At 46.1% G+C, this 20,854-nt stretch carries 19 protein-coding genes, 1 tRNA gene and 5 pseudogenes; 1 reads left to right on the top strand and 24 read right to left on the bottom strand.

Features of this window, described 5'->3' with window-relative positions; all coding sequences use genetic code 11:
* Positions 1–13: 13 nt before the first annotated feature.
* From L0M13_RS05800 to L0M13_RS05780, 5 genes are all read right to left on the bottom strand, one after another.
* On the bottom strand, positions 14–1,195 hold the full coding sequence (locus L0M13_RS05800; protein ID WP_235199273.1) for a phosphoglycerate kinase: 1,182 nt from the start codon (positions 1,193–1,195) through the stop codon (positions 14–16).
* Positions 1,196–1,308: 113 nt separating this feature from the next.
* The gene (gene gap, locus L0M13_RS05795; RefSeq protein ID WP_235198697.1) at positions 1,309–2,313 is read right to left on the bottom strand and encodes a type I glyceraldehyde-3-phosphate dehydrogenase; all 1,005 of its coding nucleotides are present in this window, start codon (positions 2,311–2,313) and stop codon (positions 1,309–1,311) included.
* Positions 2,314–3,357 (bottom strand): sugar-binding transcriptional regulator, encoded by a 1,044-nt coding sequence (locus tag L0M13_RS05790; protein WP_235198696.1) that lies wholly within the window; start codon positions 3,355–3,357, stop codon positions 2,314–2,316.
* Positions 3,358–3,465: 108 nt separating this feature from the next.
* On the bottom strand, positions 3,466–3,696 hold the full coding sequence (locus tag L0M13_RS05785) for a glutaredoxin family protein (protein WP_235198695.1): 231 nt from the start codon (positions 3,694–3,696) through the stop codon (positions 3,466–3,468).
* Positions 3,697–3,893: 197 nt separating this feature from the next.
* Positions 3,894–3,965, bottom strand: a tRNA-Arg gene (locus tag L0M13_RS05780).
* A gap of 173 nt (positions 3,966–4,138) precedes the next feature.
* Here L0M13_RS05780 and clpP point away from each other — a divergent pair.
* Positions 4,139–4,738, top strand: a complete 600-nt coding sequence (clpP, locus tag L0M13_RS05775) for an ATP-dependent Clp endopeptidase proteolytic subunit ClpP (protein WP_235198694.1) — start codon at positions 4,139–4,141, stop codon at positions 4,736–4,738.
* Between the two features lie 51 nt (positions 4,739–4,789).
* On the opposite strand, the gene L0M13_RS05770 is transcribed toward clpP, so the two are convergent.
* The 19 genes and pseudogenes from L0M13_RS05770 to lgt all read right to left on the bottom strand — a co-directional run bounded on the left by L0M13_RS05770 (position 4,790) and on the right by lgt (position 20,838).
* A complete protein-coding gene (locus L0M13_RS05770) occupies positions 4,790–5,047 on the bottom strand; it encodes an HPr family phosphocarrier protein (RefSeq protein ID WP_235198693.1) in 258 nt (85 codons plus the stop codon).
* Positions 5,048–5,108: 61 nt separating this feature from the next.
* A complete protein-coding gene (gene whiA, locus L0M13_RS05765) occupies positions 5,109–6,059 on the bottom strand; it encodes a DNA-binding protein WhiA (protein WP_235198692.1) in 951 nt (316 codons plus the stop codon).
* A 24-nt stretch (positions 6,060–6,083) separates the two neighbouring features.
* Positions 6,084–7,078 (bottom strand): annotated as a pseudogene (gene yvcK, locus L0M13_RS05760) (uridine diphosphate-N-acetylglucosamine-binding protein YvcK).
* A gap of 4 nt (positions 7,079–7,082) precedes the next feature.
* Positions 7,083–7,964 carry an RNase adapter RapZ gene (gene rapZ / locus L0M13_RS05755; RefSeq protein ID WP_235198691.1) on the bottom strand — a complete coding sequence of 294 codons (882 nt, stop codon included), beginning with the start codon at positions 7,962–7,964 and terminating at the stop codon, positions 7,083–7,085.
* Positions 7,957–8,442, bottom strand: coding sequence for an NUDIX hydrolase (locus L0M13_RS05750; RefSeq protein ID WP_235198690.1), 486 nt, complete (start codon positions 8,440–8,442; stop codon positions 7,957–7,959). The genes rapZ and L0M13_RS05750 overlap by 8 nt, the downstream gene beginning before the upstream one ends.
* Before the next feature lie 317 nt (positions 8,443–8,759).
* Positions 8,760–9,713: a thioredoxin-disulfide reductase gene (gene trxB, locus L0M13_RS05745; RefSeq protein ID WP_235198689.1), complete on the bottom strand. Its 954-nt coding sequence runs from the start codon at positions 9,711–9,713 to the stop codon at positions 8,760–8,762.
* A 67-nt stretch (positions 9,714–9,780) separates the two neighbouring features.
* Complete coding sequence (locus L0M13_RS05740) at positions 9,781–11,307, bottom strand: tetratricopeptide repeat protein (RefSeq protein ID WP_235198688.1); 1,527 nt, start codon at positions 11,305–11,307, stop codon at positions 9,781–9,783.
* A gap of 81 nt (positions 11,308–11,388) precedes the next feature.
* Entirely contained in the window at positions 11,389–12,015 is a 627-nt protein-coding gene (gene hisIE, locus L0M13_RS05735) for a bifunctional phosphoribosyl-AMP cyclohydrolase/phosphoribosyl-ATP diphosphatase HisIE (protein ID WP_235198687.1), read from the bottom strand.
* Complete coding sequence (gene hisF, locus L0M13_RS05730; RefSeq protein ID WP_235198686.1) at positions 12,012–12,764, bottom strand: imidazole glycerol phosphate synthase subunit HisF; 753 nt, start codon at positions 12,762–12,764, stop codon at positions 12,012–12,014. The genes hisIE and hisF overlap by 4 nt, the downstream gene beginning before the upstream one ends.
* Positions 12,758–13,484, bottom strand: a pseudogene (gene hisA, locus L0M13_RS05725) (1-(5-phosphoribosyl)-5-[(5-phosphoribosylamino)methylideneamino]imidazole-4-carboxamide isomerase). The gene hisF and the pseudogene hisA overlap by 7 nt, the downstream one beginning before the upstream one ends.
* 1 nt (position 13,485) lies before the next feature.
* Positions 13,486–14,106, bottom strand: a pseudogene (gene hisH / locus L0M13_RS05720) (imidazole glycerol phosphate synthase subunit HisH); the annotation flags it as partial.
* Positions 14,103–14,690 carry an imidazoleglycerol-phosphate dehydratase HisB gene (gene hisB / locus L0M13_RS05715; RefSeq protein ID WP_397443519.1) on the bottom strand — a complete coding sequence of 196 codons (588 nt, stop codon included), beginning with the start codon at positions 14,688–14,690 and terminating at the stop codon, positions 14,103–14,105. The pseudogene hisH and the gene hisB, both read right to left, overlap by 4 nt.
* Before the next feature lie 2 nt (positions 14,691–14,692).
* Positions 14,693–15,969 (bottom strand): annotated as a pseudogene (hisD, locus tag L0M13_RS05710) (histidinol dehydrogenase).
* Entirely contained in the window at positions 15,966–16,592 is a 627-nt protein-coding gene (hisG, locus tag L0M13_RS05705) for an ATP phosphoribosyltransferase (protein ID WP_052652247.1), read from the bottom strand. Before hisG ends, hisD begins: the two are co-directional and overlap by 4 nt.
* Positions 16,585–17,748 carry an ATP phosphoribosyltransferase regulatory subunit gene (hisZ, locus tag L0M13_RS05700; protein ID WP_235198684.1) on the bottom strand — a complete coding sequence of 388 codons (1,164 nt, stop codon included), beginning with the start codon at positions 17,746–17,748 and terminating at the stop codon, positions 16,585–16,587. The genes hisG and hisZ overlap by 8 nt, the downstream gene beginning before the upstream one ends.
* Positions 17,749–17,883: 135 nt before the next feature.
* Positions 17,884–18,426: an acyltransferase gene (locus L0M13_RS05695; protein ID WP_235198683.1), complete on the bottom strand. Its 543-nt coding sequence runs from the start codon at positions 18,424–18,426 to the stop codon at positions 17,884–17,886.
* A pseudogene (gene ppaX, locus L0M13_RS05690) lies at positions 18,423–19,074 on the bottom strand (pyrophosphatase PpaX). Before ppaX ends, L0M13_RS05695 begins: the two are co-directional and overlap by 4 nt.
* Entirely contained in the window at positions 19,071–20,006 is a 936-nt protein-coding gene (locus L0M13_RS05685) for a nucleoside recognition domain-containing protein (protein WP_235198682.1), read from the bottom strand. The pseudogene ppaX and the gene L0M13_RS05685 overlap by 4 nt, the downstream one beginning before the upstream one ends.
* Before the next feature lie 19 nt (positions 20,007–20,025).
* Positions 20,026–20,838 (bottom strand): prolipoprotein diacylglyceryl transferase, encoded by an 813-nt coding sequence (gene lgt / locus L0M13_RS05680; protein ID WP_235198681.1) that lies wholly within the window; start codon positions 20,836–20,838, stop codon positions 20,026–20,028.
* Positions 20,839–20,854: the final 16 nt, after the last annotated feature.

Here is a 20,854-nt window from a genome sequence, read left to right as displayed (position 1 = left end):
TTAATTTTATTGTTTATTTGTCCGTCAGTGCGCTGACTCCTGGAAGATCCTTGCCTTCCATGAATTCAAGGGATGCACCGCCGCCTGTTGAAATATGGTCCATTTGATCGGCTACATGGAATTGCTCTACTGCCGCTGCTGAATCGCCGCCGCCAATGATTGTGTAGGCATCTGTTTCAGCCATCGCTTGCGCTACTGATTTCGTGCCGTTTTCGAAAGAACTCATCTCAAAAACGCCCATAGGCCCGTTCCAGATGACCAATTTCGAGTTCTTGATCACATCAGCGTAGAGTTCCACTGTTTCCGGTCCGATGTCCAGCCCCATCCAGTCGCTTGGGATTTCCTTGATGCTCGCTACTTTCGTTTCGCCGTCATTTGAAAAATCCTTTGTCGTCACGACATCCACTGGAAGATACATTTTCACGCCTTTTTCTTCCGCTTTTTTAATGAAAGAAAGTGCCAAATCGATTTTATCTTCTTCTAATAGAGAAGTTCCGATTTCATAGCCTTGCGCTTTGATGAATGTATAAGATAAGCCCCCGCCGATGATCAGATTATCGACTTTGTCCAGCAGGTGGTCGATAACGCCGATTTTGTCTTTTACTTTTGCACCGCCGATGATGGCAGTGAATGGGCGGTCAGGTTCAGACAATGCTTTCCCTAACACATCCAGTTCCTTTTCTAACAGCAAACCGGATACCGCTGGAAGATGCTCGGCAATGCCCGCAGTTGTTGCATGCGCTCGGTGCGCTGCTCCAAATGCATCATTAACAAAGACATCCGCTAAGCCAGCGAAAGCTTTTGCCAATTCCGGATCATTTTTTTCTTCGCCTGGATGGAAGCGTACATTTTCTAATAGGACAATGTCGCCTTCTTCCATAGCTGCTATTGCCTGTTCAACCTTTTCCCCAATTGACTCATCGAGGCTCTTTACTTCTTTATGTAATAATTCGGCCAGTCTTGCACCGGCAGGAGCCAGTCTCAAGTCTTCGCTCACTTGGCCTTTTGGTCTGCCTAAATGGCTCGCCAGTATCACTTTCGCCCCGTTCTCCACCAAATATTCGATAGTCGGCAATGCTGCACGGATGCGTGTGTCGTCTGTTACTTTTCCTTCAGACATTGGTACGTTGAAATCTACTCGGCAAAATACACGTTTCCCCTTTAAGTCCACGTCTTTCATGGTCATCTTCTTCAACATGAAATTACCTCCCGTTCGTTTAAATAAAAAGAAGGGGTGGGGTAAATCCCCACCCCTTTTACCCTCTTTCATTATAGAGGTTCATCGGAAATTAAGCTATGATTTTGGGATTACAGCCCTGTTTTGTACATGTGCAACGCGATGTCGATGCATCGAGCAGAATAGCCTGATTCGTTGTCATACCATGCAAGAACTTTTACCATGTTGCCGCCAAGTTCCATTGTAGATAATAGGTCGACAGTAGACGAAGCTGTTACTCCGTTGTAGTCGCGTGAAACTAGTGGAAGTTCGCTGTAGCTCAAGAAAGCATTTTCGTCTTTGTCGATTGCTTCTTTTAACGCGTTGTTTACGTCTTCTACTGTTACGTCTGTTTCCAATTCAGCCACTAAGTCGATCAATGAAACGTTTGGAGTTGGAACGCGGATTGCCATTCCGTCTAATTTGCCTTCAAGTTCTGGCAATACTTTTGTTACGGCTACTGCAGCGCCTGTAGTTGTCGGAATCATCGATTCTGCTGCAGAACGTGCACGGCGGTAGTCTTTATGCGGAGAATCCAACAAAATCTGGTCGTTTGTGTACGAGTGGATTGTTGTCATCATCGCTTTTTTGATGCCGAATTTGTCGTTCAAGATTTTAGAAATTCCAGCTAAGCCGTTTGTTGTACAAGAAGCATTTGAAATCACATCGTCTTCCTGCGGGTTGTAGCTTTCATGGTTAACGCCCATTACAAGCGTCTTCATGTTTTTGCCTGGAGCTGAAACGATAACTTTTTTAGCGCCTGCTTGGATGTGTTTTTTCGCATCGTCAGCATTTGTAAAGAATCCAGTAGATTCGATGACGATATCGATGTTGTTTTCTGCCCATGGCAAGTTCGCTGGATCTTTTTCAGAGTAAACATGGATTTTCTTGCCGTTTACGATCAAGTCGTTGCCTTCAGATGAAATTTCTGCATCCAATGTGCCGTGGATTGAATCGTATTTAAGCAAGTGTGCCAACATTTTAGCATCTGTTAAATCGTTTACTGCAACAACTTCCACTTCTTCGTTTGCCAATGCTTGGCGGAATACAATACGTCCAATACGTCCAAATCCGTTAATCGCTAATTTTAAAGTCATTTAAAATTCCTCCTGTTTTGTAGTTAATTCGATTATTTTCCGTGCTGCACCTTCATCCGTTATAAGCACGGTTTGTCTCGGTGCAATGTTGAAATAAGAAAGAATCGCTTTCGCTTTTGATCGTCCTCCCGCAACAGCCAAGATGGCTCTCGCTTTTTGGACCTGTTCCATTTGGATTCCCGCAGTTCGGATGCGATAAACAACATTTCCTTCATTGTCGAAGTAATAGCCAAATGCTTCGCTGACCGCTCCGCCGCTTCGGATCATTTCCACTTCTTCCGGCGATGATTTCCGATGCAGCGCAATTTCCTCGGCATTGCCGATTCCATGCACTACGACGTCCGTCTCATCATACAACTCCATCATTTCTTTGATGACCGGTTCACGCATCATCATTTCATAAGCTTCTGCGCTGAGATGGTCCGGCAAGTAAAGCGTTTTGACCGCTCCGCCTGTCTTCTCCGCAAAAAGAGAAGCAATGGTATTTGCCTGATGAAGTACGTCTTCCCCAAGGCCGCCTCGTGCTGCAATGAATTGCAGCGAACGATCCCGCTTTTCGGAAGATATCTCTTTTGAGATTGCAGCCATCGTACTGCCGCCAGTCACTGCAATTTTTTTATGAAGTGGGAACTTCATTTCTAATAGCCTTGCGGCCTCTTTGCCGATTTTTGTTTTAACTGCTGGAATATCGTCGCTATCCTGGGGCAATATCAGTACCTGTGAAATCCCTAAAATTACTTTTAGCTGCTTTTCCATATTGGATAAGCCGGACATTTCACGCATGAATTCTTTTAATGCCTCCAGCACTTCCAATCCTTGCGGCGATATCGCCATACCGGCAGTTTTCGCTTCTATTAATTGCTGGCTTCGCAGAAGATCCGTTTCTTTCCGGATGTCGCGTTCTGTCATTCCCGCAAGTTCACTTAGCGTACGCCTGCCAATCGGCTCTTCCATCTGGATGGTTTGAAGAATTTGATAACGTTTTTTTAGGAGATCGGTCATTTCCGGCATCAGCTTTTTCTTCGCTTCCGTTAATGGATCCATTGATTCACTCCATTTCAAGCTGGACAATTTTCGTCCCGCTCAATATTTTTCTGTCCCACTAGTTACATTCTACCGAACCCATTAAAAAAATGCAAATAAAAAGAAGCGTTAAAATTCTAACGCTTCCAATAGTTCAACGTAGCCGATTCTTCCGTAAATAAGGAGCTCGCCTTCTTTTTCAAGAACCGGAATCATCACCATATATTTTTCATGCAGCTGTTCGTCGCTTTCAATATCGACTTCCTGGTACTCTAGCGGAAAGTCTTCTTTGACAAGCTCCAACATCAATTTCGCTTCTTCGCATAGTTCACAATTTGGACGGGTGTATAAAGTAATCATCGCTTTCCCTCTTCTCATTTTAAATTCTCAAGTGAAGCTATTATACTATTCACCCATAATATATTTAAGTAACTTGTTTGGCGAACATCTTTATTGAGGCTCCTCGAAATTCTCTGCTGGACTAGCCCTTGCATTCATTCAGGAAATAGAAAAAAGCCGCTCGTCCCACAATAATAAGTGGGACGAGCGGCAACGGATACCCTCGGAGGGAATCGAACCCCCATTTCAAGAACCGGAATCTTGCGTGTGATCCATTACACTACGAGGGCAAATGGTCGTTAACGACTTTTCTATTATAACCATAACAAAAAAACATTTCAAGTTGATTTTTGCAATTCGTTAGATTTGACCTTCATTGACCAAGATGTGTATGATATTAATACAGCTGAAATGAATTTTTCAGCATAGCTAGATACTATCTATTATGAGGAGGAACTATCTTATGAACTTAATTCCTACAGTAATTGAACAAACAAGCAGAGGCGAACGTGCATATGACATTTACTCTCGCCTTTTGAAAGACCGCGTCATCATGTTGGGAAGCGGAATCGATGATAACGTTGCAAACTCAATCGTCGCTCAACTTCTATTCCTTGAAGCGGAAGATCCAGAAAAAGATATTTCCATCTACATCAATAGCCCAGGCGGAAGCATCACTGCCGGTATGGCAATCTACGATGTTATGCAATTCATCAAACCGGATGTTCAAACAGTCTGCATCGGTATGGCGGCTTCAATGGGAGCTTTCTTGCTAGCAGCTGGAACAAAAGGCAAACGCTATGCGCTTCCGAACGCTGAAGTCATGATTCACCAGCCACTTGGCGGTGCTCAAGGACAAGCAACAGAAATTGAAATCGCTGCAAAACGCATCTTGCACCTTCGCGAAAAATTGAACCAAATTTTAGCTGAACGTACTGGACAGCCGCTCGAAGTGATTTCAAAAGATACGGACCGCGATAACTTCATGACTGCTGAACGCGCGCTTGAATACGGCCTCGTTGACCAAATCATCACGCGCAACAAAATGTTGGAAGAAAAATAAGCGTTAAACGAATAAAAGCTTGCAGCCCATACCGGCTGCAAGCTTTTTTCATTATCCTTCTTTTTCAATTAAGCCTGCTAATGACTCCACTGCATTTTGCTCATCATTGCCATCAGCCGAAATTTTCACTGTTGTGCCTTTGCTGATTGCTAAACTCATGATGCCCATGATGCTTTTCGCATTTACTTTTTTATCATCTTTTTCAAGATACACATCTGAACTGTAGCGATTTGCTTCCTGAACAAACAAAGCTGCTTGTCTTGCTTGCAAACCGGATTTCAATTGAACTTCCACTTGTTTTTCAACCATGCTGATCCTCCTCTAAAACTGACTAGACTCTTTAAAAAATTATATGAAAGAACGGACGGTGCTACCGGCCGATCATTTCTCCTTTTCTCAGCGATTCAGCAATTTCATCGATTTTGCGCAGACGATGATTAACGCCCGATTTACTGACATTTCCGGTCGATACCATTTCCCCTAGTTCCTTCAAGGTAACATCCTGGTATTCAACGCGCAAGCGCGCAATTTCCCGGAGCCGTTCAGGCAGCTGGTCGATGCCGATCATATTGTCGATAAAACGGATATTTTCAACTTGCCGCAATGCAGCATCAATGGTTTTGTTCAGATTGGCTGTTTCGCAGTTGACCAGGCGATTTACGCTGTTTCGCATATCACGGATGATCCGGACATCTTCGAATTTCAGCAAAGCGGAATGTGCGCCGGTCAGACTAAGAAAATCTGCAATCTTTTCAGCTTCTTTCAAATACGTGATGAAGCCTTTTTTCCGCTCAATGGTTTTGCTGTTCAAATGGAATTCGTTCATAAGCTCCACCAAGGAATCAGCATGGTCTTTATAAGACGAGTAGATTTCCAAATGATAAGAAGAAGTTTCGGGATTGTTGACCGATCCTCCAGCTAAAAAAGCGCCTCTTAAATAAGAACGTTTGCAGCAATTCTTCTCAATTAATTTTTTGTCAATATCATGATGGAACTGGAAACCTTCCGAGATGATCGCTAAATCTTCCAGAATCATTTTCGCTCCTTCGCGGAGGCGGCAAATGTAAACATTGTTCTTTTTCAAACGCATTTTTTTGCGGACCAGCAATTCAACCGGATAAACTTTGTAAAATCTTTTCAACAAGGTATAAATCCGGCGGGCGATAGCCGCGTTTTCAGTCTGTATGTCCAGGCTCAATTGCCGATTTGAAAAAGACAAAGTCCCATTCATCCGGATCAATGCGGATAATTCCGCTTTTCCACAGCAATCATCGACCTCTATTTGAGTCATTTCTTTTTTTGTTTCCGATGCAAAAGACAAACCTAGTCCCCCCTCTTCAAAGCATTAAAAGTAAAGATGCTTTGAATCTTCTTTAGCAAGGCCACCGGCATATCCAAATAACCATTCTGCAACTTTCATCGGTTCATGGCGTACGGCTTCTCCAAAGATGTTCGTGATTTCTTCTTTGTAGACTTCAAGCCCCATTTTCCGCAGATGTTCTTCGTCATATTCTACTGGCCAAGCCCGTTCTTTCTTATAGCGCTCCACTACCGACGGCGGAAATTGGATTTTCCCGACAAGGATAGCATCTAAAAAATCTTCTCCTACATGGTCATACAAGGCTTGGACATGGTCTGAAGCTGTATAGTGGTAGGTTTCGCCCGCTTGCGTCATCAAGTTGCAAATATAGATTTTTTTCGCTTGGGATGCCATTAAGGCTTTCTTGATGTCTTTCACGAGCAGGTTCGGCAAAATGCTTGTATACAGCGAACCCGGTCCGACCACGATCACATCGGCTTTGTTGATAGCTGCGATGGTATCCGGCAAGGTTTTCACATCATTCGGTTCTAAAAAAACCCGTTTAATGGGCTGTAAATAAGCTGGAATTTTGGATTCTCCGCTGACAATGGTGCCATCTTCAAATTCAGCATGAAGCGTGACCAATTGGTTGGCAGCCGGCAATACGGTTCCGTTGACATTCAGAACCCGGCTCATTTCACGCACCGCATGGGAGAAATCTCCTGTGATTTCAGTTAATGCAGCAAGCATCAGATTTCCTAATGAATGCCCATCTAAGTCAAGTGACTGTTTAAAACGGTACTGAAACATTTCAGCAACGAGCGGTTCTGCGTCAGACAAAGCCGCCATGACATTCCGGATGTCGCCAGGCGGCGGAATGTCCAAATCGTTGCGCAAGCGTCCTGAGCTTCCACCGTCATCGGCTACCGTGACGATGGCCGTTAAATCGAGCGGAATTTCTTTAACCCTCTTAACAAGGTGGAAAGCCCCGTGCCCCCACCTATAATGACAACACGCTTACGGCGTAAAGCACCTGTCATGTACTCAGCCCTTTCTTGTTTTGACATCGCGATGCGTAATAATGGTTTTGTTTTCTTCTGCCAGCAGTTTTCCGTAGTATTCGGCAAACGTAACGGATCGATGTTGTCCGCCCGTGCAGCCAAAAGCGATCACAAGCTGTGCTTTTCCTTCATTTTTGTACTGGGGAATCATGAATTCAAACAGATCGGTCAGCTTTTCGATCAAGGTCTGCGTTTCTGTCCATTGAAGAACATAATCAGAAACTGGAGCATCCAAGCCCGATAACGGTTTTAATTCTTCTATATAATAGGGATTCGGCAGGAAACGGATATCAAACACTAAATCGGCATCAATCGGCATGCCGTGTTTGAATCCAAATGACATCACGTTAACGGTAAAGACATTGCTTGAAGTTGAAGCAAAATCGCCAACAATTTTTTCTTTTAATTGCCGTGGGGTCATAGTGGAAGTATTGTAGATGTATTTGGCTCTTCCTTGAAGGTCCATCAGCATATCGCGCTCTTTTTTGATCCCGCCGAGCACTAAGCCTCCTGGAGATAAGGGATGTGAACGTCTTGACTCTTTATAGCGGCTCACTAGCGTTTGATTGTCAGCGTCCAGGAACAGCAAGGTCGTCGAAACTTTCGGCTCTTTTGAAATATTGTCGATCGCATCTACAAGGCTATCGAAAAAGTCTCCTCCCCGAAGATCCATAACAGCTGCGACTCTCTTCATCGATTTTCCGGAATCTCTCATCAATTGAATGAACGTCAGCAAAAGCGCCGGCGGCAAATTATCAATCGTGAAAAATCCGAGATCCTCAAAGCTTTGGATGGCGACCGTTTTGCCGGCTCCAGACATGCCGGTAATAATGATTAACTCCGTCTCGTCTACATGTTTATCCATTTTGGGGATTCTCCTCTTCGACCGATGTTTGTAAACTTTCCTTGATCAATTCAAACTCAGATGTGTAATGGAAAGTTCCGTATTGCATGCCTGGCTCGTTTACCGCAAAAAGCAGGTTACTGCGGTCCCCTTCTGCCATCGGCAAAAACGCCAAACTCTCGACCGGATGCCATTCAAGCAATCCTTCTCGTGTTTCTTCAAATAACTGGCCTTCTAAATCTCTCGCGATGAATGTATAAAGCATCCATTCATCGACTACTTGATCATTCTCATAAATCATCATGGTGTAAACGCCTTTTAAATGAGTTCCAACAGGTTTTGCCCCGGTTTCTTCTGTGAATTCCCGGATTCCTGCTTCGTAAATCGACTCGCCTGATTCCATTTTGCCGCCCGGAGCGACATACCAATTGCGCCGAGGTTTTCTTAATAACAGTACTTGTCCATCACGGACCACTAATAAATTCGCAATTCTCTGCACATTCGACACTCCGTATCTTTGTAAACTCTCTCCATTATACAACTATCCTGGCGTGTCATGCAAAGAAAGAAAAGTAGATTCCATTTGCAGTAAGTCCGAAGCGACCTCGAGAGGCTGGGCGCTGGAACGAGATAAAAGAAAAGTAGAAACGCCGATTTGGATTTAATAGATGCAAGACAAACAAAAAGAGGCCGCCTCCCGGAATTTCCGGAAAACGGCCTGTCAAATTACTTTATAAAAAGGGGGTCAATTTACTATCCTTACTATACCACCTCTTCATGTCAAACATGTTACAAAGGCGTTAAGAACGCGTTAAATTAAGCTTTGATACCCGTTTTTTCAAGCAATTCTTCAATATAATGCTGAGCGGCTTGGGCAGCGATGCTTCCGTCGCCAGTTGCTGTAACTACTTGGCGAAGCATTTTCTCGCGTACGTCCCCTGCAGCGTAGATTCCCGGTACGGAAGTCTCCATTTTTTCATTCGTCACGATATAGCCTTCATCATTTAAAATGCCTAATTCAGCGAATGGTTTAGTCAATGGAAGCATACCGATATAGATGAATACGCCGTCTGCTTTAAATTCCTGCTCTGCTCCGTCTTTTGTCGACACAAGAGTCACACTTCCGACTTTGCCGTTTTCATCATTGATCTCTTTCACCGTATGGCTCCAGATAAAATCAATTTTATCATTGGCAAATGCACGGTCTTGAAGGATCTTTTGGGCTCTTAGTTCATCGCGGCGGTGAACAATTGTCACTTTGTCAGCAAAGCGCGTCAAGTAGACGCCTTCTTCAACTGCAGAGTCTCCTCCACCCACTACGACAAGATTTTTTTGTTTAAAGAACGCCCCGTCACAAACTGCGCAATAGCTGACTCCGCGTCCGCCCAGTTCGTTTTCGCCCGGGATGCCCATTTTTTTGTATTCGGCTCCGGTTGTAATGATGATCGCACGTGCTTTGTATTCTTTCGAGCCCGCTTTGATCGTTTTGTACTCTTCACCATCAATGATTTCTTTTACATCACCATACGCATATTCTGCGCCAAATTTTTTCGCATGTTCGAACATTTTGTTGGAAAGATCCGGCCCTAGGATATGTTCAAAGCCTGGATAGTTTTCGATTTCTTCTGTGTTGGCCATTTGTCCGCCCGGAATTCCACGTTCAAGCATCAATGTTGAAAGATTGGCTCTTGAAGTGTAAACAGCAGCGGTCATGCCTGCTGGTCCGGCTCCGATAATAATCACGTCATAGATATTCGTTGTTTCAGTCATAATAGGCCCTCCTCGGTCTCAATAAGTAAATCGTATAAGATATTTTCTGTTACAGCAAGGTTTTTGCCTAGGACTCGAAAATCGGCAAATAATGGATCAATTGATTGACGTACTTCGTCAATGTGGCGGCCGATACACCGAAACGCGCGGCAATCCCTTTTTTCGTAATGGCATGGTCTCTCGAAGACTTGACCATATAATCCACTGCCGCTGCAAGCGCCCGTGGATTTTTGAATTCATAGCCTCGGTCAAACGCTTTTTCTACTAGCATGAACCACATTTGAAACGCATAGGAGCCTTTCTCCGTAACCATTTTTTCTTCTGCATATAGAATTTCAGTCGCTTCCATCGCCCGCAAAAACGCTTTTTCTTCAAGCACCGACTCGTTAAAGGAATGGCCGAGCGCGTAGCCGAGCAAATACGTTTCAAGAACTGTCGGCTGTTCCGCTTTCAGCCATTTCGGATGCGAAATGATTTCTTGTTTATGGGACGATTTCCCGAGCAGGAACAAGCCGAATAACCGCTCGCTTCGATGCTCATGGTCAAGCTTGCCGATCAAGTAATCGCGGTTATGCTCCAATGCATCTTCATGGGGCATTTTCTCATTTTCGTACCACGGTTCATAGCCGTCTTTTCCGGGATCCATTTTCGTCAACTGCTTCCATGCCTGTCTCGCAATATCTTCGTGGCCAGAATGGTAAGCCGCATGCGACAACCAGAAATAAAAAGCCGGATCTCCATCAAATCCACGCTTTTGAAGGCTTCTAAGCCAGCGATAAGCCTCTTTGTATTTGCCGACAAGCGCAAAAGTGGCGCCCAGTTTATAGCGATGTTCAAAAACATAAGGCTGGATCTTTTTCAAAAGCGCCAAGACATCCTCAAGTTCGTCGTTTTTCTCGTAGTAATGGAATACCGCAAGATTGCACAAAGCATGAAGATTGCCGGTATTGCGTCTTAACACATCATGCAATAACGCTTTTGCCATTTCCGTTTCGCCGATATAGAAATAAGCCAAAGCCAAGTTGTTATGGGCTCCCCAGAAATCCGGCTTTTCCTCAATCAGATTTTCAAGGAGCGTGATCGCCTTCGCAAAATCCCCTTGTTCCATGAGGCGCCGCGCTTTTTCCTGTTGATAGAAATCTTCGCTGTCTTGCGCTTCCCCTTCATCATCAAAAAGCTGCCAGTCTTCCTGTTCTGCAAAATCGATGATTTCGAGCGCCTCTGCGATGTATTCGCCTTGAGGCATACTTTCTGTATACTTCTTGGCATAGTTTCGCGCTTCCATGAACATGCCCATGTGCGCATGGACTTCTGCGAGGAAAAAGAAGACTTCAGCTTGAAGCGGATCGAGATCATGTGCTGTCCGCAGCGCTTCCATCGCTTGTTCAAATTCCTGCATTTCCATAAGGACGATGCCGAATTGTGTCCAAATGCTTGCCGATTCAGGGCTTAATTCGGTTGCCCGCTGCAAGTATTTATGCGCTTTTGGATAATGTTCTTTCTGTAACTCTTTTAGCCCTTTTTTAAAATAGTATTCGCCTGTCGGAATAAACGACAGGACATTCTTATAGGTTTGCTGTTTTTTATTCTCCAAAATATGCCTCCGCAAAAGTAAAAGGAACGATAGTCATCGCTCCTTCACTTAAATATGCTGTCATTATAGCATATTTCCCTGTTATTTACTTGAAGTTTTTACTGCGTGCCGCTCTTGAAGCACGCCGATCACTTGATCTAAATCCACTTTTTGTTCTTGAAGAAGAACCAATACGTGATAGAACAAATCCGCTGCTTCCATCGACAATTCCTGCGGATCCCGATTTTTAGCGGCAATGATGACTTCCGCCGCTTCTTCTCCGACTTTCTTGCAGATTTTATCTACGCCTTCGGTAAAGAGGTAAGTCGTATAAGCCCCTTCCGGCATTTCCTGTTCACGGTTCCGGATCAATTCGGTCAATTCCTTGAACATATCCGCTTTCGACGGATTCGGTGTTCCCGAAATCGTTTCATTGAAGCAACTGTTTTCGCCTGTGTGGCACGCAGGACCGTTTGGAATCACTTCATAAATCAACGCATCGCCGTCGCAATCCAAGCGGACAGCTGTTACTTGCTGCGTATTGCCGCTCGTTGCCCCTTTGTTCCACAGTTCCTTGCGGCTTCTCGAATACAGCCAAGTTTCGCCTAGTTTGATGGTTTTGTTGACCGCTTCTTCATTGGCATACGCTAATGTCAACACTTCTTTTGTTTCAGCATTTTGAATAATCACGGGAATCAGCCCGTTTTCATCGTATTGGATTTTGCTCATCGGACATTCACTCCCATTGTTTTTAAATAATCTTTTACTTCAGCGATACTTGTTTCTTTATAGTGGAAAATCGAAGCAGCAAGCGCCGCATCTGCGTCCACTTTTTCAAAGACTTCGGCAAAATGTTCGCGGTTTCCTGCACCGCCGCTCGCAATGACAGGAACTTCGACCGCTTCCCGGACTGCTTGGATCATCTCCAAGTCAAACCCGTCTTTCTGTCCGTCTTTATCCATGCTCGTTAGCAGCAATTCACCAGCGCCAAGTTCAACGCTCCGTTTCGCCCATTCCACGGCGTCCCAGTCGGTTTTATTGCGCCCACCGTGAGTATAGACGTCCCAGCTATTGCCGTTTTTCTTGGCATCTATCGCTACCACGATGCACTGGGAACCGAAATAATCGGCGCCTTCTTTGATCAGCTCCGGCCGATCTAAAGCAGCCGTGTTCAACGACACTTTATCCGCTCCTGCCCGCAGCATCCGCTTGATGTCTTCAAGCGTCCGGATGCCGCCGCCCACGGTAAATGGAATCGACAATTCGGTCGCGACGGTTTTAACGACTTCGACCATTGTCTCTTTGCCTTCGTGCGAAGCGGAGATATCAAGAAACACCAATTCATCCGCCCCTTGCTTATCGTAGAAACGGGCCAGTTCAACCGGATCTCCGGCATCCCGAAGCGACACGAAACTGACGCCTTTTACGACACGCCCTTCTTTTACGTCCAGACAAGGAATAATGCGTTTTGTTAGCATGACAGCGCCTCCTCAAGGGTAAAGCGTTTTTCATACAACGCTTTACCGATGATGACGCCGGCAATCGGGCTGCCTGCTGCCGCTTTCTTGACGCTGCGGATGTCATCCAGTGTGCCGATGCCGCCAGAAACGATCACTTCCGCCTGGCCAGCCGACACCAATTTTTTATTGGCATCGATATTCGGGCCTTGCAGCGTACCATCCGTTGCGATGTCCGTATAGATAAAATGCTTCGCGCCTTTGGAAGCAAAAAATTTGGCTACATCTGTTGCCGACTGGCTCGATGTTTCAATCCAGCCTTCGGTCGCCGCCATGCCGTCTTTTGCATCGATTCCGATAACGATTTTCTCTGCGCCAAATTCTTCTATGAACGAAACTGCGAGTTCAGGATTGCGGATGGCCAAACTTCCGATAATGACCCGGCTGACGCCGTTCGATAAATAATGTTCAATGTCTTCACGCGTCCGGATGCCGCCGCCAATTTGGACCTTGACGGGCAATTTCGCCGCTTCGATCACCACTTGATCATTGATGCGGACGCCGTCTTTCGCGCCGTCCAAATCCACCATATGAATCCATTCCGCTCCTGATGCTGCAAATTGCTTCGCCATTTCCACCGGCGAATCGCCGTAAACCGTTTCCTGTGCATAATCCCCTTGGAAAAGGCGCACACATTTGCCTCCGCGCAAATCAATTGCGGTAGATTTGAAACTTGCTCATCGAGATTCCTCCTGACATTTGCAATCCATTGCTCCAATAAATAATGGCCGAAATCACCGGATTTTTCCGGGTGGAACTGCATTCCGGTAATCAATCCTGAGCCGACGACTCCCGGCACTTGAACTTCTCCGTAGCTTGCTGTGCCGAACACTTCTTGTCCATCGGTATCAACCGCTAAGAAAGAATGCACAAAATAAACATGCGTATCGATTTGCAGATCATCCAGCCAATAAGGCATCCGAGCAAATTCCAGACGGTTCCATCCCATGTGCGGGATCCGGTGTGTGCCTTTTTCAAAACGGCGGATTTGCCCTTTTAATAAGCCGAGCCCTTTTGCCGGTTTTACTTCTGAACTGTCTTCATACAATAATTGCATGCCGAGGCAGATGCCGAGAAGCGGAATTTTCCGTTCCGGCAACGACCGGATAAAAGAAGACAAGCCTTTCTCATTCAATAATTCCATCGCGTCCGGAAAAGCTCCGACGCCCGGAAGCAAAATTCCTTCCGCTTCTTTGAGGATTTCGGGATCATCCGAGAGAATGACGGTGCAATCCAATTTCTTCAGCGCTTGTTCCACACTGAAGAGATTGCCCATGCCGTAATCGATAATGCCGATGATCATGTCAACAGCCCCTTTGTCGAAGGCACGCCTTTCACCCTTGGATCGATGCTTGTCGCTTCGTCGAGCGCACGCGCCAACGCTTTGAAAACCGCTTCGATGATGTGGTGTGTGTTTTTGCCGTAATGAATGATGACGTGAACGTTCATGCGTGATTCAAGCGCAAATTTCCATAAGAACTCCTGCACCAATTCCGTATCAAATGTCCCGACTTTCGCATTTGGAATCTCGCCTCTCATTTCGAGGTGCGGGCGGTTTGAACAATCGATGACCACTTGAGCAAGCGCATCATCCATTGGGACAAACGCGTTGCCGTAGCGGCGAATCCCTTTTTTATCACCCAATGCTTCTTTGACTGCCTGGCCAAGTACAATGCCAATATCTTCTGTCGTGTGGTGATCGTCAATATGCGTATCGCCATCTGCTTTGATATCGCCGTCGAACAATCCGTGCTTGATAAATAAATCAAGCATATGGTCCATAAACGGGACGCCTGTCTGGATATCGGCTTTTCCTTCACCGTCTAACGAAAACGCCACCGCGATTTTGGTTTCATTCGTATCCCGTTTCAATTCCGCTTTTCTCATCATCAATTCCCCTTTTCCCATGAACGCGATTCTATTGCCCTTGCGTGGCCTTCCAGCCCTTCTAGACGCGCGAGCCTCGCAATCTTCGCTTCGTTCTCTTGCCATGCCTGTTCGCTGTAATAGATGACACTTGTCCGTTTAATGAAATCATAGACCGACAATGCGCTTGAAAAACGGGCAGTGCTGTTTGTCGGCAACACGTGGTTCGTGCCGGCAAAATAATCGCCGACCGGCTCCGAAGAATAGCGGCCAATAAAAATGGCACCGGCATTTTCAATTTTGTCTGCTGCCGCTTCTGCATCGGCCGCAATAATTTCCAGGTGTTCCGGAGCCAGTTCATTGGCTGCCTTAATCAATTCATCCATCGATTCGCCGATATAAATCATGCCGTAATCCTGGATGGCTTGTGCAGCAATGGAATGCCGCGGCAAAGTTTCCAGTTGGCGGTCTATTTCTTTTGAAACCGCGTCGGCCAATTGTTCGCTTGCTGTCAACAAAACGGCACTCGCCATCGGATCATGCTCTGCCTGGGACAATAAATCCGCTGCCACTTCATCGGCATACGCCGTGTCGTCTGCAATAACCGCGATTTCACTTGGTCCGCGATCATATCGATGGCCACATCGCCGTTTACTTCGCGTTTAGCGAGCGCCACAAATACATTGCCCGGCCCCGTTATTTTATCCACTGCTTGAATCGTTTCCGTTCCATAAGCAAGTGCGGCAATCGCTTGCGCTCCGCCCACTTTATAAACTTCCGTAATCCCTAGAATATGGGCAGCTGCTAAAACTCCGTCAGATAAAGCCCCGTCTTTTCCTGGAGGCGACGTTAACACGATGCGCCGCACTCCTGCCACTTGGGCAGGGATGACGTTCATCAATACCGAAGATGGGTAAGCGGCTGTGCCGCCCGGAACATAAAGTCCAGCCGAGCCAATCGCAGATACCCGCTGCGCTACATAAGAACCATCCGCTTTCTCGTTTTTATAGCCTTCCTGCTTTTGGCTTTCGTGGTAATTTCGGATATTCGCTGCCGCTTCTTTTAAATCTTCCAGCAATTGCGGGTCAAAACGGAAAGCTGCCTCGTCGATTTCGGATTGCTCAACGCGAATGCTGCCAAGTTCAACGCCGTCCCATTTTGCTGTATACTCACGCAATGCCTGATCTCCGTTAGAACGGACATTTTGGATGATTTCCTTGACGGCCGCCACTTGCGCCGCGTTTCCTTCCGCCACATTTCTTCTGAGGGAAATGCCGGCTGCTAATTTCGTTTGTCTCATTTCAGCGCCTGCTTTCTCAGCTTTTCAACCATTTCCGAGATGCGCTGCTGTTTCAACCGGTAGCTCACGGGATTCGCGATTAATCTTGAAGTGATATCGACAATTTTTTCGTACTCCACTAAGCCATTTTCTTTTAAAGTCTTTCCTGTCGAAACGATATCGACAATCCGGTCCGCTAGCCCGATCATCGGCGCCAATTCAATCGAACCGTTCAATTCGATAATTTCCACTTGTTCGCCTTTGCTGCGGTAAAAACGGGAAGCCACTTCCGGATATTTTGTCGCGATGCGCGGCGTCACTTCGTTCATGGTTGTATTCGGCAATCCGGCTGTAGCGATATAGCAGCTGCTGATGCCAAGATCCAGCAATTCGTGGACAGAGCGGTCATGTTCAAGCATCACGTCTTTACCGGCTATCCCGACGTCTGCAACTCCGTGCTCAACGTAAACGGGCACATCCATCGGTTTTGCCAGGATAAAGCGGAAACGTTCATTTGGCGCTTCCACGATCAACTTGCGGGAATCATCCAGTTCTTTCGGCAAATCATAGCCCGCTTTCACCAATAACTCATAAGCTTCCTCGAAAATGCGACCTTTTGGCATCGCAATCGTCAATTCATCCATTCGTACCACCGTCCAATCGTCTGACATCGCTGAACAATGCCGTAAATTCATCTAATGCTTGCACAGCCGGAGCATATTGCAAAGTCGTCCGCTGTCCTTCTGAACGGAGCTTCTGCGCCAATTCATGTGCTTCCTGCTCCGTCTCTTCTGTGAATAAAACAAGCGTCTGCAATTCTTTTTCACGGTTTGGGGCCATAGCTTCCAATAGCCGATCCACCCGTAAACCAAATCCGGTTGCACCGACTTGAAGATTGAATTGCTTCATCAATCCATCGTAGCGTCCGCCGTTGCCGAGCGGAAATCCGCTTCCAGCTCCGTAGAATTCAAAAACGAGCCCCGTGTAATAGGTCATATGGCTAATGAAAGTTAAATCGAATGTAACCGAATCCACCAGGCCATTGCGTTCCATAATTTTGTGCAATTTCAGCATTTCTTCATATAATTCATTTTGCTCCGTATTTGAGGGATCGATCCATTGCTTCCATTCGGCCAATGTCGAAGTCGTGATCAATCGATTAAAGCTTTCTAACGCTTCTTCTTTGATGGGCAAAGATAAAGCCAGCTGTTCAAAGCCTACACTGTTTTTGGAAACCAGTGCTTCCCTTACCAAATCGATTTGTTCATCCGATAAACCGAAATCTTTTAGGATCAACTGCAGCAATTGGGTATGCCCAATGACAATCCGAACCGATTCCACTTGCAGTTCTTTCAGAATCGAAGAAGCGAGAATGATCACTTCCGCATCCGCATAAAGAGAATCATCTCCGATCAATTCAACGCCCATCTGTTCAAATTCAGCTGGACGTCCCCCTTCGCGTTTTTGTGCCCGAAATACATTCGAGTAATAAGCGAGCCGAACCGGCATTTTCTCTTTTAAAAGTTTTGAAGCGGCAACACGTGCAATCGGCGAAGTCATATCCGGACGCAGCACTAATGTTTCGCCTTGGCTGTCCAGCAATTTAAAGAGGGCGTTATCTGCGATTGCGCTGATTTTCCCGATCGTTTCGTAATATTCAAGCGTCGGCGTCTGCAGCAAATCATAGCCTGCTTTTTCCATAATCGATGTCCCTTTGGAGCGCAATTCAGCTTTCTTTTTTGCGATGAAAGGGAAATCATCCCGCATGCCGAGCGGTTTTTCGAACATTTGGATCGTCATTGGATTCACTTCCTAAATTTGGTTATTTTACTTTAGTTAGTTAGAGTGGTGAAGTATTTTTTAATTTTAACTTATCTTTCTATCAACCGTCAAGGAATTAGAAAAAAAGCCCGTGAAGAAAAGGGTTGTTTTTCTTCACAGGCTTTCTTTTGCTGCTTGTTCAGCAGCGCTTTCTAATTGGCGTTCCGCCATTTGTTCAGCTGTATAAATGATTCGCATCGGATTGCCGCCGACAAAAGCGCCCGGGGGAACATCCTTATGGACCAATGTGGCAGCGGAAACGATGGCGCCGTCACCAATGGTGATGCCGGGTAAAATGGTGCTATTTGCACCGATCATAACCCGGTCCCCAATCACCACTTCCCCGAGCCGGTATTCTTCGATCAAATATTCATGGGCGAGAATCGTGGTGTTGTAGCCGATCACCGAGTTTTTCCCGACTTTAATTTTCTCCGGAAACATCACATCGAGCATCACCATCAAAGCGAATGAAGATTGCTTACCGATTTCCATGCCGAGAAACGTTTTATAGAGCCAATTTTTCATGGGCAAAAACGGGGTATAGCGAGCCGTTTGAATAACCGCAAAATTCTTTGCAACTTTCCAGAACGGAACCGTTTTGTAGATATGCCAAAGTGAGTTGGGGCCGGTGACAAAATGGCGCTCTGTCTTTCTCATTGGACCGCTTCTTTCGTCAATTCCAGCAAATCGCTAATGTGCTGCAGCATGAAATCCGGTTCGTAGCTCGCTAAAAAGGCTTCCCCTTTGATGGACCAAGCGACTCCGCTGTCCGGACTCCTGCATTTTTGCCGCCTTCGATGTCGTGGTAATTATCCCCGATCATCAATGCTTCTTCTTTTGAAGCTCCGAGCTTTTCCAAGGCCAATAAAATCGGCTCCGGATCCGGCTTCGGATTTTTGACTTCGTCTAAGCTGATGATGTATTCAAACACTTCATCAATGCCCATCAATGCCAAGCCGCGTTTAATATTCGCACTTCTTTTCGTCGACACGATCGCCATTTTTATCCGCGCGCTTTCAATAAGCGCAGCGTTTCCGTGACGCCATCGTATTCCGTGATAAGTTCGTCATGCAATTGTTTATTGATCGCCCGGTATTGTGCTGTCAACTCAACAGCACGCTCCGCATCAATCGATTCGAAAGTCTGTTCAAGCGACGGACCGATAAAATGCAGAATGTCATCCCTTTCATAGCGTCCTGGGAAATGCTCTCCAAGAACGGCGATAAAAGTCTGGATGATCAATTCATTTGTATCCAGCAGCGTGCCGTCAAAATCGAACAGCAGCGCATTGATTTCTTTCGTCATGTCGAATACACTTCCTTCCGGTTAGCTTCTGATTTCCGCCAGACATACGAGACGAAAATCGTCAAAACAAGTGCCGTGATCAGCCGGATCAAGAACAAAGGCCAGATCGGGATGCCAAGCGGAATGAAGATCAGCGTATCTTCTACGATGGCATGGCAGGCCACTAAGAAAATAAAAGCCAAGGTCGCATCTTTTTTGCTGACTCCGTCTTCCTGGACGGCTTGGATCATCACTCCTGCCCCCATCGCCAATCCGAAAATCAAGCCTGAGGCTAAAGTGAGAGAAGCATTTTTCTTAATTCCCAGCAGGCGGGTTAAGGGCCCCATTCCATCGGAAATGCGCTGCAAATAGCCTTTGTCTTTCAATATTTGGATCATAAGCATAAGCGGAATGACAATCATCGCTAATTGCAAAACGCCGAATGTCGCTTTTTCAAGGCCTAAAAGGAAAATTCCTATCCAACTCTGCGGATCTGCTGCCGCTTCCGGTGCAAAACCGTACTGGGCAATTTCCCCGCCGCCTTTCCACACCAAGTTGATGATGATTCCCGAGAGAGCCGCGAGTCCAAAGCGGACAACTAAAACGACCCAAAGCTTGACGCCAACTTTCAACGCGACGCCGGTTTCAATAAAGATATTATGCGAAAATGACAGCATGACCGCGAGGATGAAGACTTCTTTGACGGTCAACTCCAAAGACAAGATTCCGGCAATTCCGGCATAAAGGTTTAAGGCGTTTCCGAGAACCAATGGAATGGCGGCATCTCCGCTAAGCCCGAACAATCCCATGAGCGGCGCAACTAAATCAATTATAAAAGGCAAAACAGGCGTGAACTGGAGCATGGTCACGATTAAGGTAATCGGGAAAATCACTTTTCCTAATGTCCATGTCGTCTTAAGGCCTGCTTTTAATCCATTTTTCAAAGTAGACATTCCATCGCTTCTTTCTCTATTATTTATCCAAATAGCGGGGAGGGTTTTTCAAGCTCACTCTCCGGTAAATGATGAACACAGCACTGATCAAAATCGCAAGAATCGACACGACTTGCGCCGCACGAAGTTCTCCGATGACATATAGGCTGTCTGTACGCATCCCTTCTATGACGAAACGGCCAATTGAATACCAGATGGCATAGAAGAAGAACATTTCGCCGCGGACCAGGTTGACCCGGCGCAGCAACAACAAAATGATAATGCCGATAAGGCTCCATAACGATTCGTATAGGAAAGTCGGGTGGTAATACGATCCGTCTATGTACATTTGGTTAATGATCCAATCAGGCAAGAACAAATTTTCCAGGAAGTTTCGGGAAACCTCTCCGCCGTGTGCTTCCTGGTTGATGAAATTCCCCCACCGGCCAACTGCCTGGCCGATCAGGATGCTTGGCGCTAAAATATCCGCCACTTTCAAAAATGAGGTATTGCGGCGTTTCGTAAAAATATAAGCAACGATGACCGAAGCAATTAATGCCCCGTGAATCGCAATTCCGCCATTCCATATGGCGATGATATCAGCAGGATGGTCTTTATAATGCTCCCACTGGAACGTGACGTAGTAAATTCGTGCCCCTACAATGGCCAGCGGCACCGCCCAAATCAAGAGATCCGTCAAAAAATCCGGATGCAGCCCCCGTTTGACCATTTCACGCTGCCCTACTAAAAATGCAATGACTATGCCCGTAGCGATGATGACACCGTACCAACGGACATCGATCGGACCGAGTGAAAACGCGATCGGATCGATTGCAGCTAAAAACGAATACATGACTTGCACCTTCCCG

It is taken from the genome of Planococcus sp. 107-1 (genome assembly GCF_021513255.1).
Lineage (GTDB): Bacteria > Bacillota > Bacilli > Bacillales_A > Planococcaceae > Planococcus.
Note: the sequence above shows the minus strand (reverse complement) of the source record. Positions and strands in the feature narration are given on the sequence as shown.

Coding starts and splice junctions, on each gene's coding strand:
- gap (WP_235198697.1), bottom strand. CDS start 2,313: ATGACTTTAAAATTAGCGATTAACGGATTTGGACGTATTGGACGTATT.
- L0M13_RS05790 (WP_235198696.1), bottom strand. CDS start 3,357: ATGGATCCATTAACGGAAGCGAAGAAAAAGCTGATGCCGGAAATGACC.
- L0M13_RS05785 (WP_235198695.1), bottom strand. CDS start 3,696: ATGATTACTTTATACACCCGTCCAAATTGTGAACTATGCGAAGAAGCG.
- clpP (WP_235198694.1), top strand. CDS start 4,139: ATGAACTTAATTCCTACAGTAATTGAACAAACAAGCAGAGGCGAACGT.
- L0M13_RS05770 (WP_235198693.1), bottom strand. CDS start 5,047: ATGGTTGAAAAACAAGTGGAAGTTCAATTGAAATCCGGTTTGCAAGCA.
- rapZ (WP_235198691.1), bottom strand. CDS start 7,964: ATGGATAAACATGTAGACGAGACGGAGTTAATCATTATTACCGGCATG.
- trxB (WP_235198689.1), bottom strand. CDS start 9,713: ATGACTGAAACAACGAATATCTATGACGTGATTATTATCGGAGCCGGA.
- hisIE (WP_235198687.1), bottom strand. CDS start 12,015: ATGAGCAAAATCCAATACGATGAAAACGGGCTGATTCCCGTGATTATT.
- hisF (WP_235198686.1), bottom strand. CDS start 12,764: ATGCTAACAAAACGCATTATTCCTTGTCTGGACGTAAAAGAAGGGCGT.
- hisB (WP_397443519.1), bottom strand. CDS start 14,690: ATGAGAAAAGCGGAATTGAAACGGGATACGAATGAAACCAAAATCGCG.
- hisG (WP_052652247.1), bottom strand. CDS start 16,592: ATGGATGAATTGACGATTGCGATGCCAAAAGGTCGCATTTTCGAGGAA.
- hisZ (WP_235198684.1), bottom strand. CDS start 17,748: ATGACGATCCAAATGTTCGAAAAACCGCTCGGCATGCGGGATGATTTC.
- L0M13_RS05695 (WP_235198683.1), bottom strand. CDS start 18,426: ATGAGAAAGACAGAGCGCCATTTTGTCACCGGCCCCAACTCACTTTGG.
- L0M13_RS05685 (WP_235198682.1), bottom strand. CDS start 20,006: ATGTCTACTTTGAAAAATGGATTAAAAGCAGGCCTTAAGACGACATGG.
- lgt (WP_235198681.1), bottom strand. CDS start 20,838: ATGTATTCGTTTTTAGCTGCAATCGATCCGATCGCGTTTTCACTCGGT.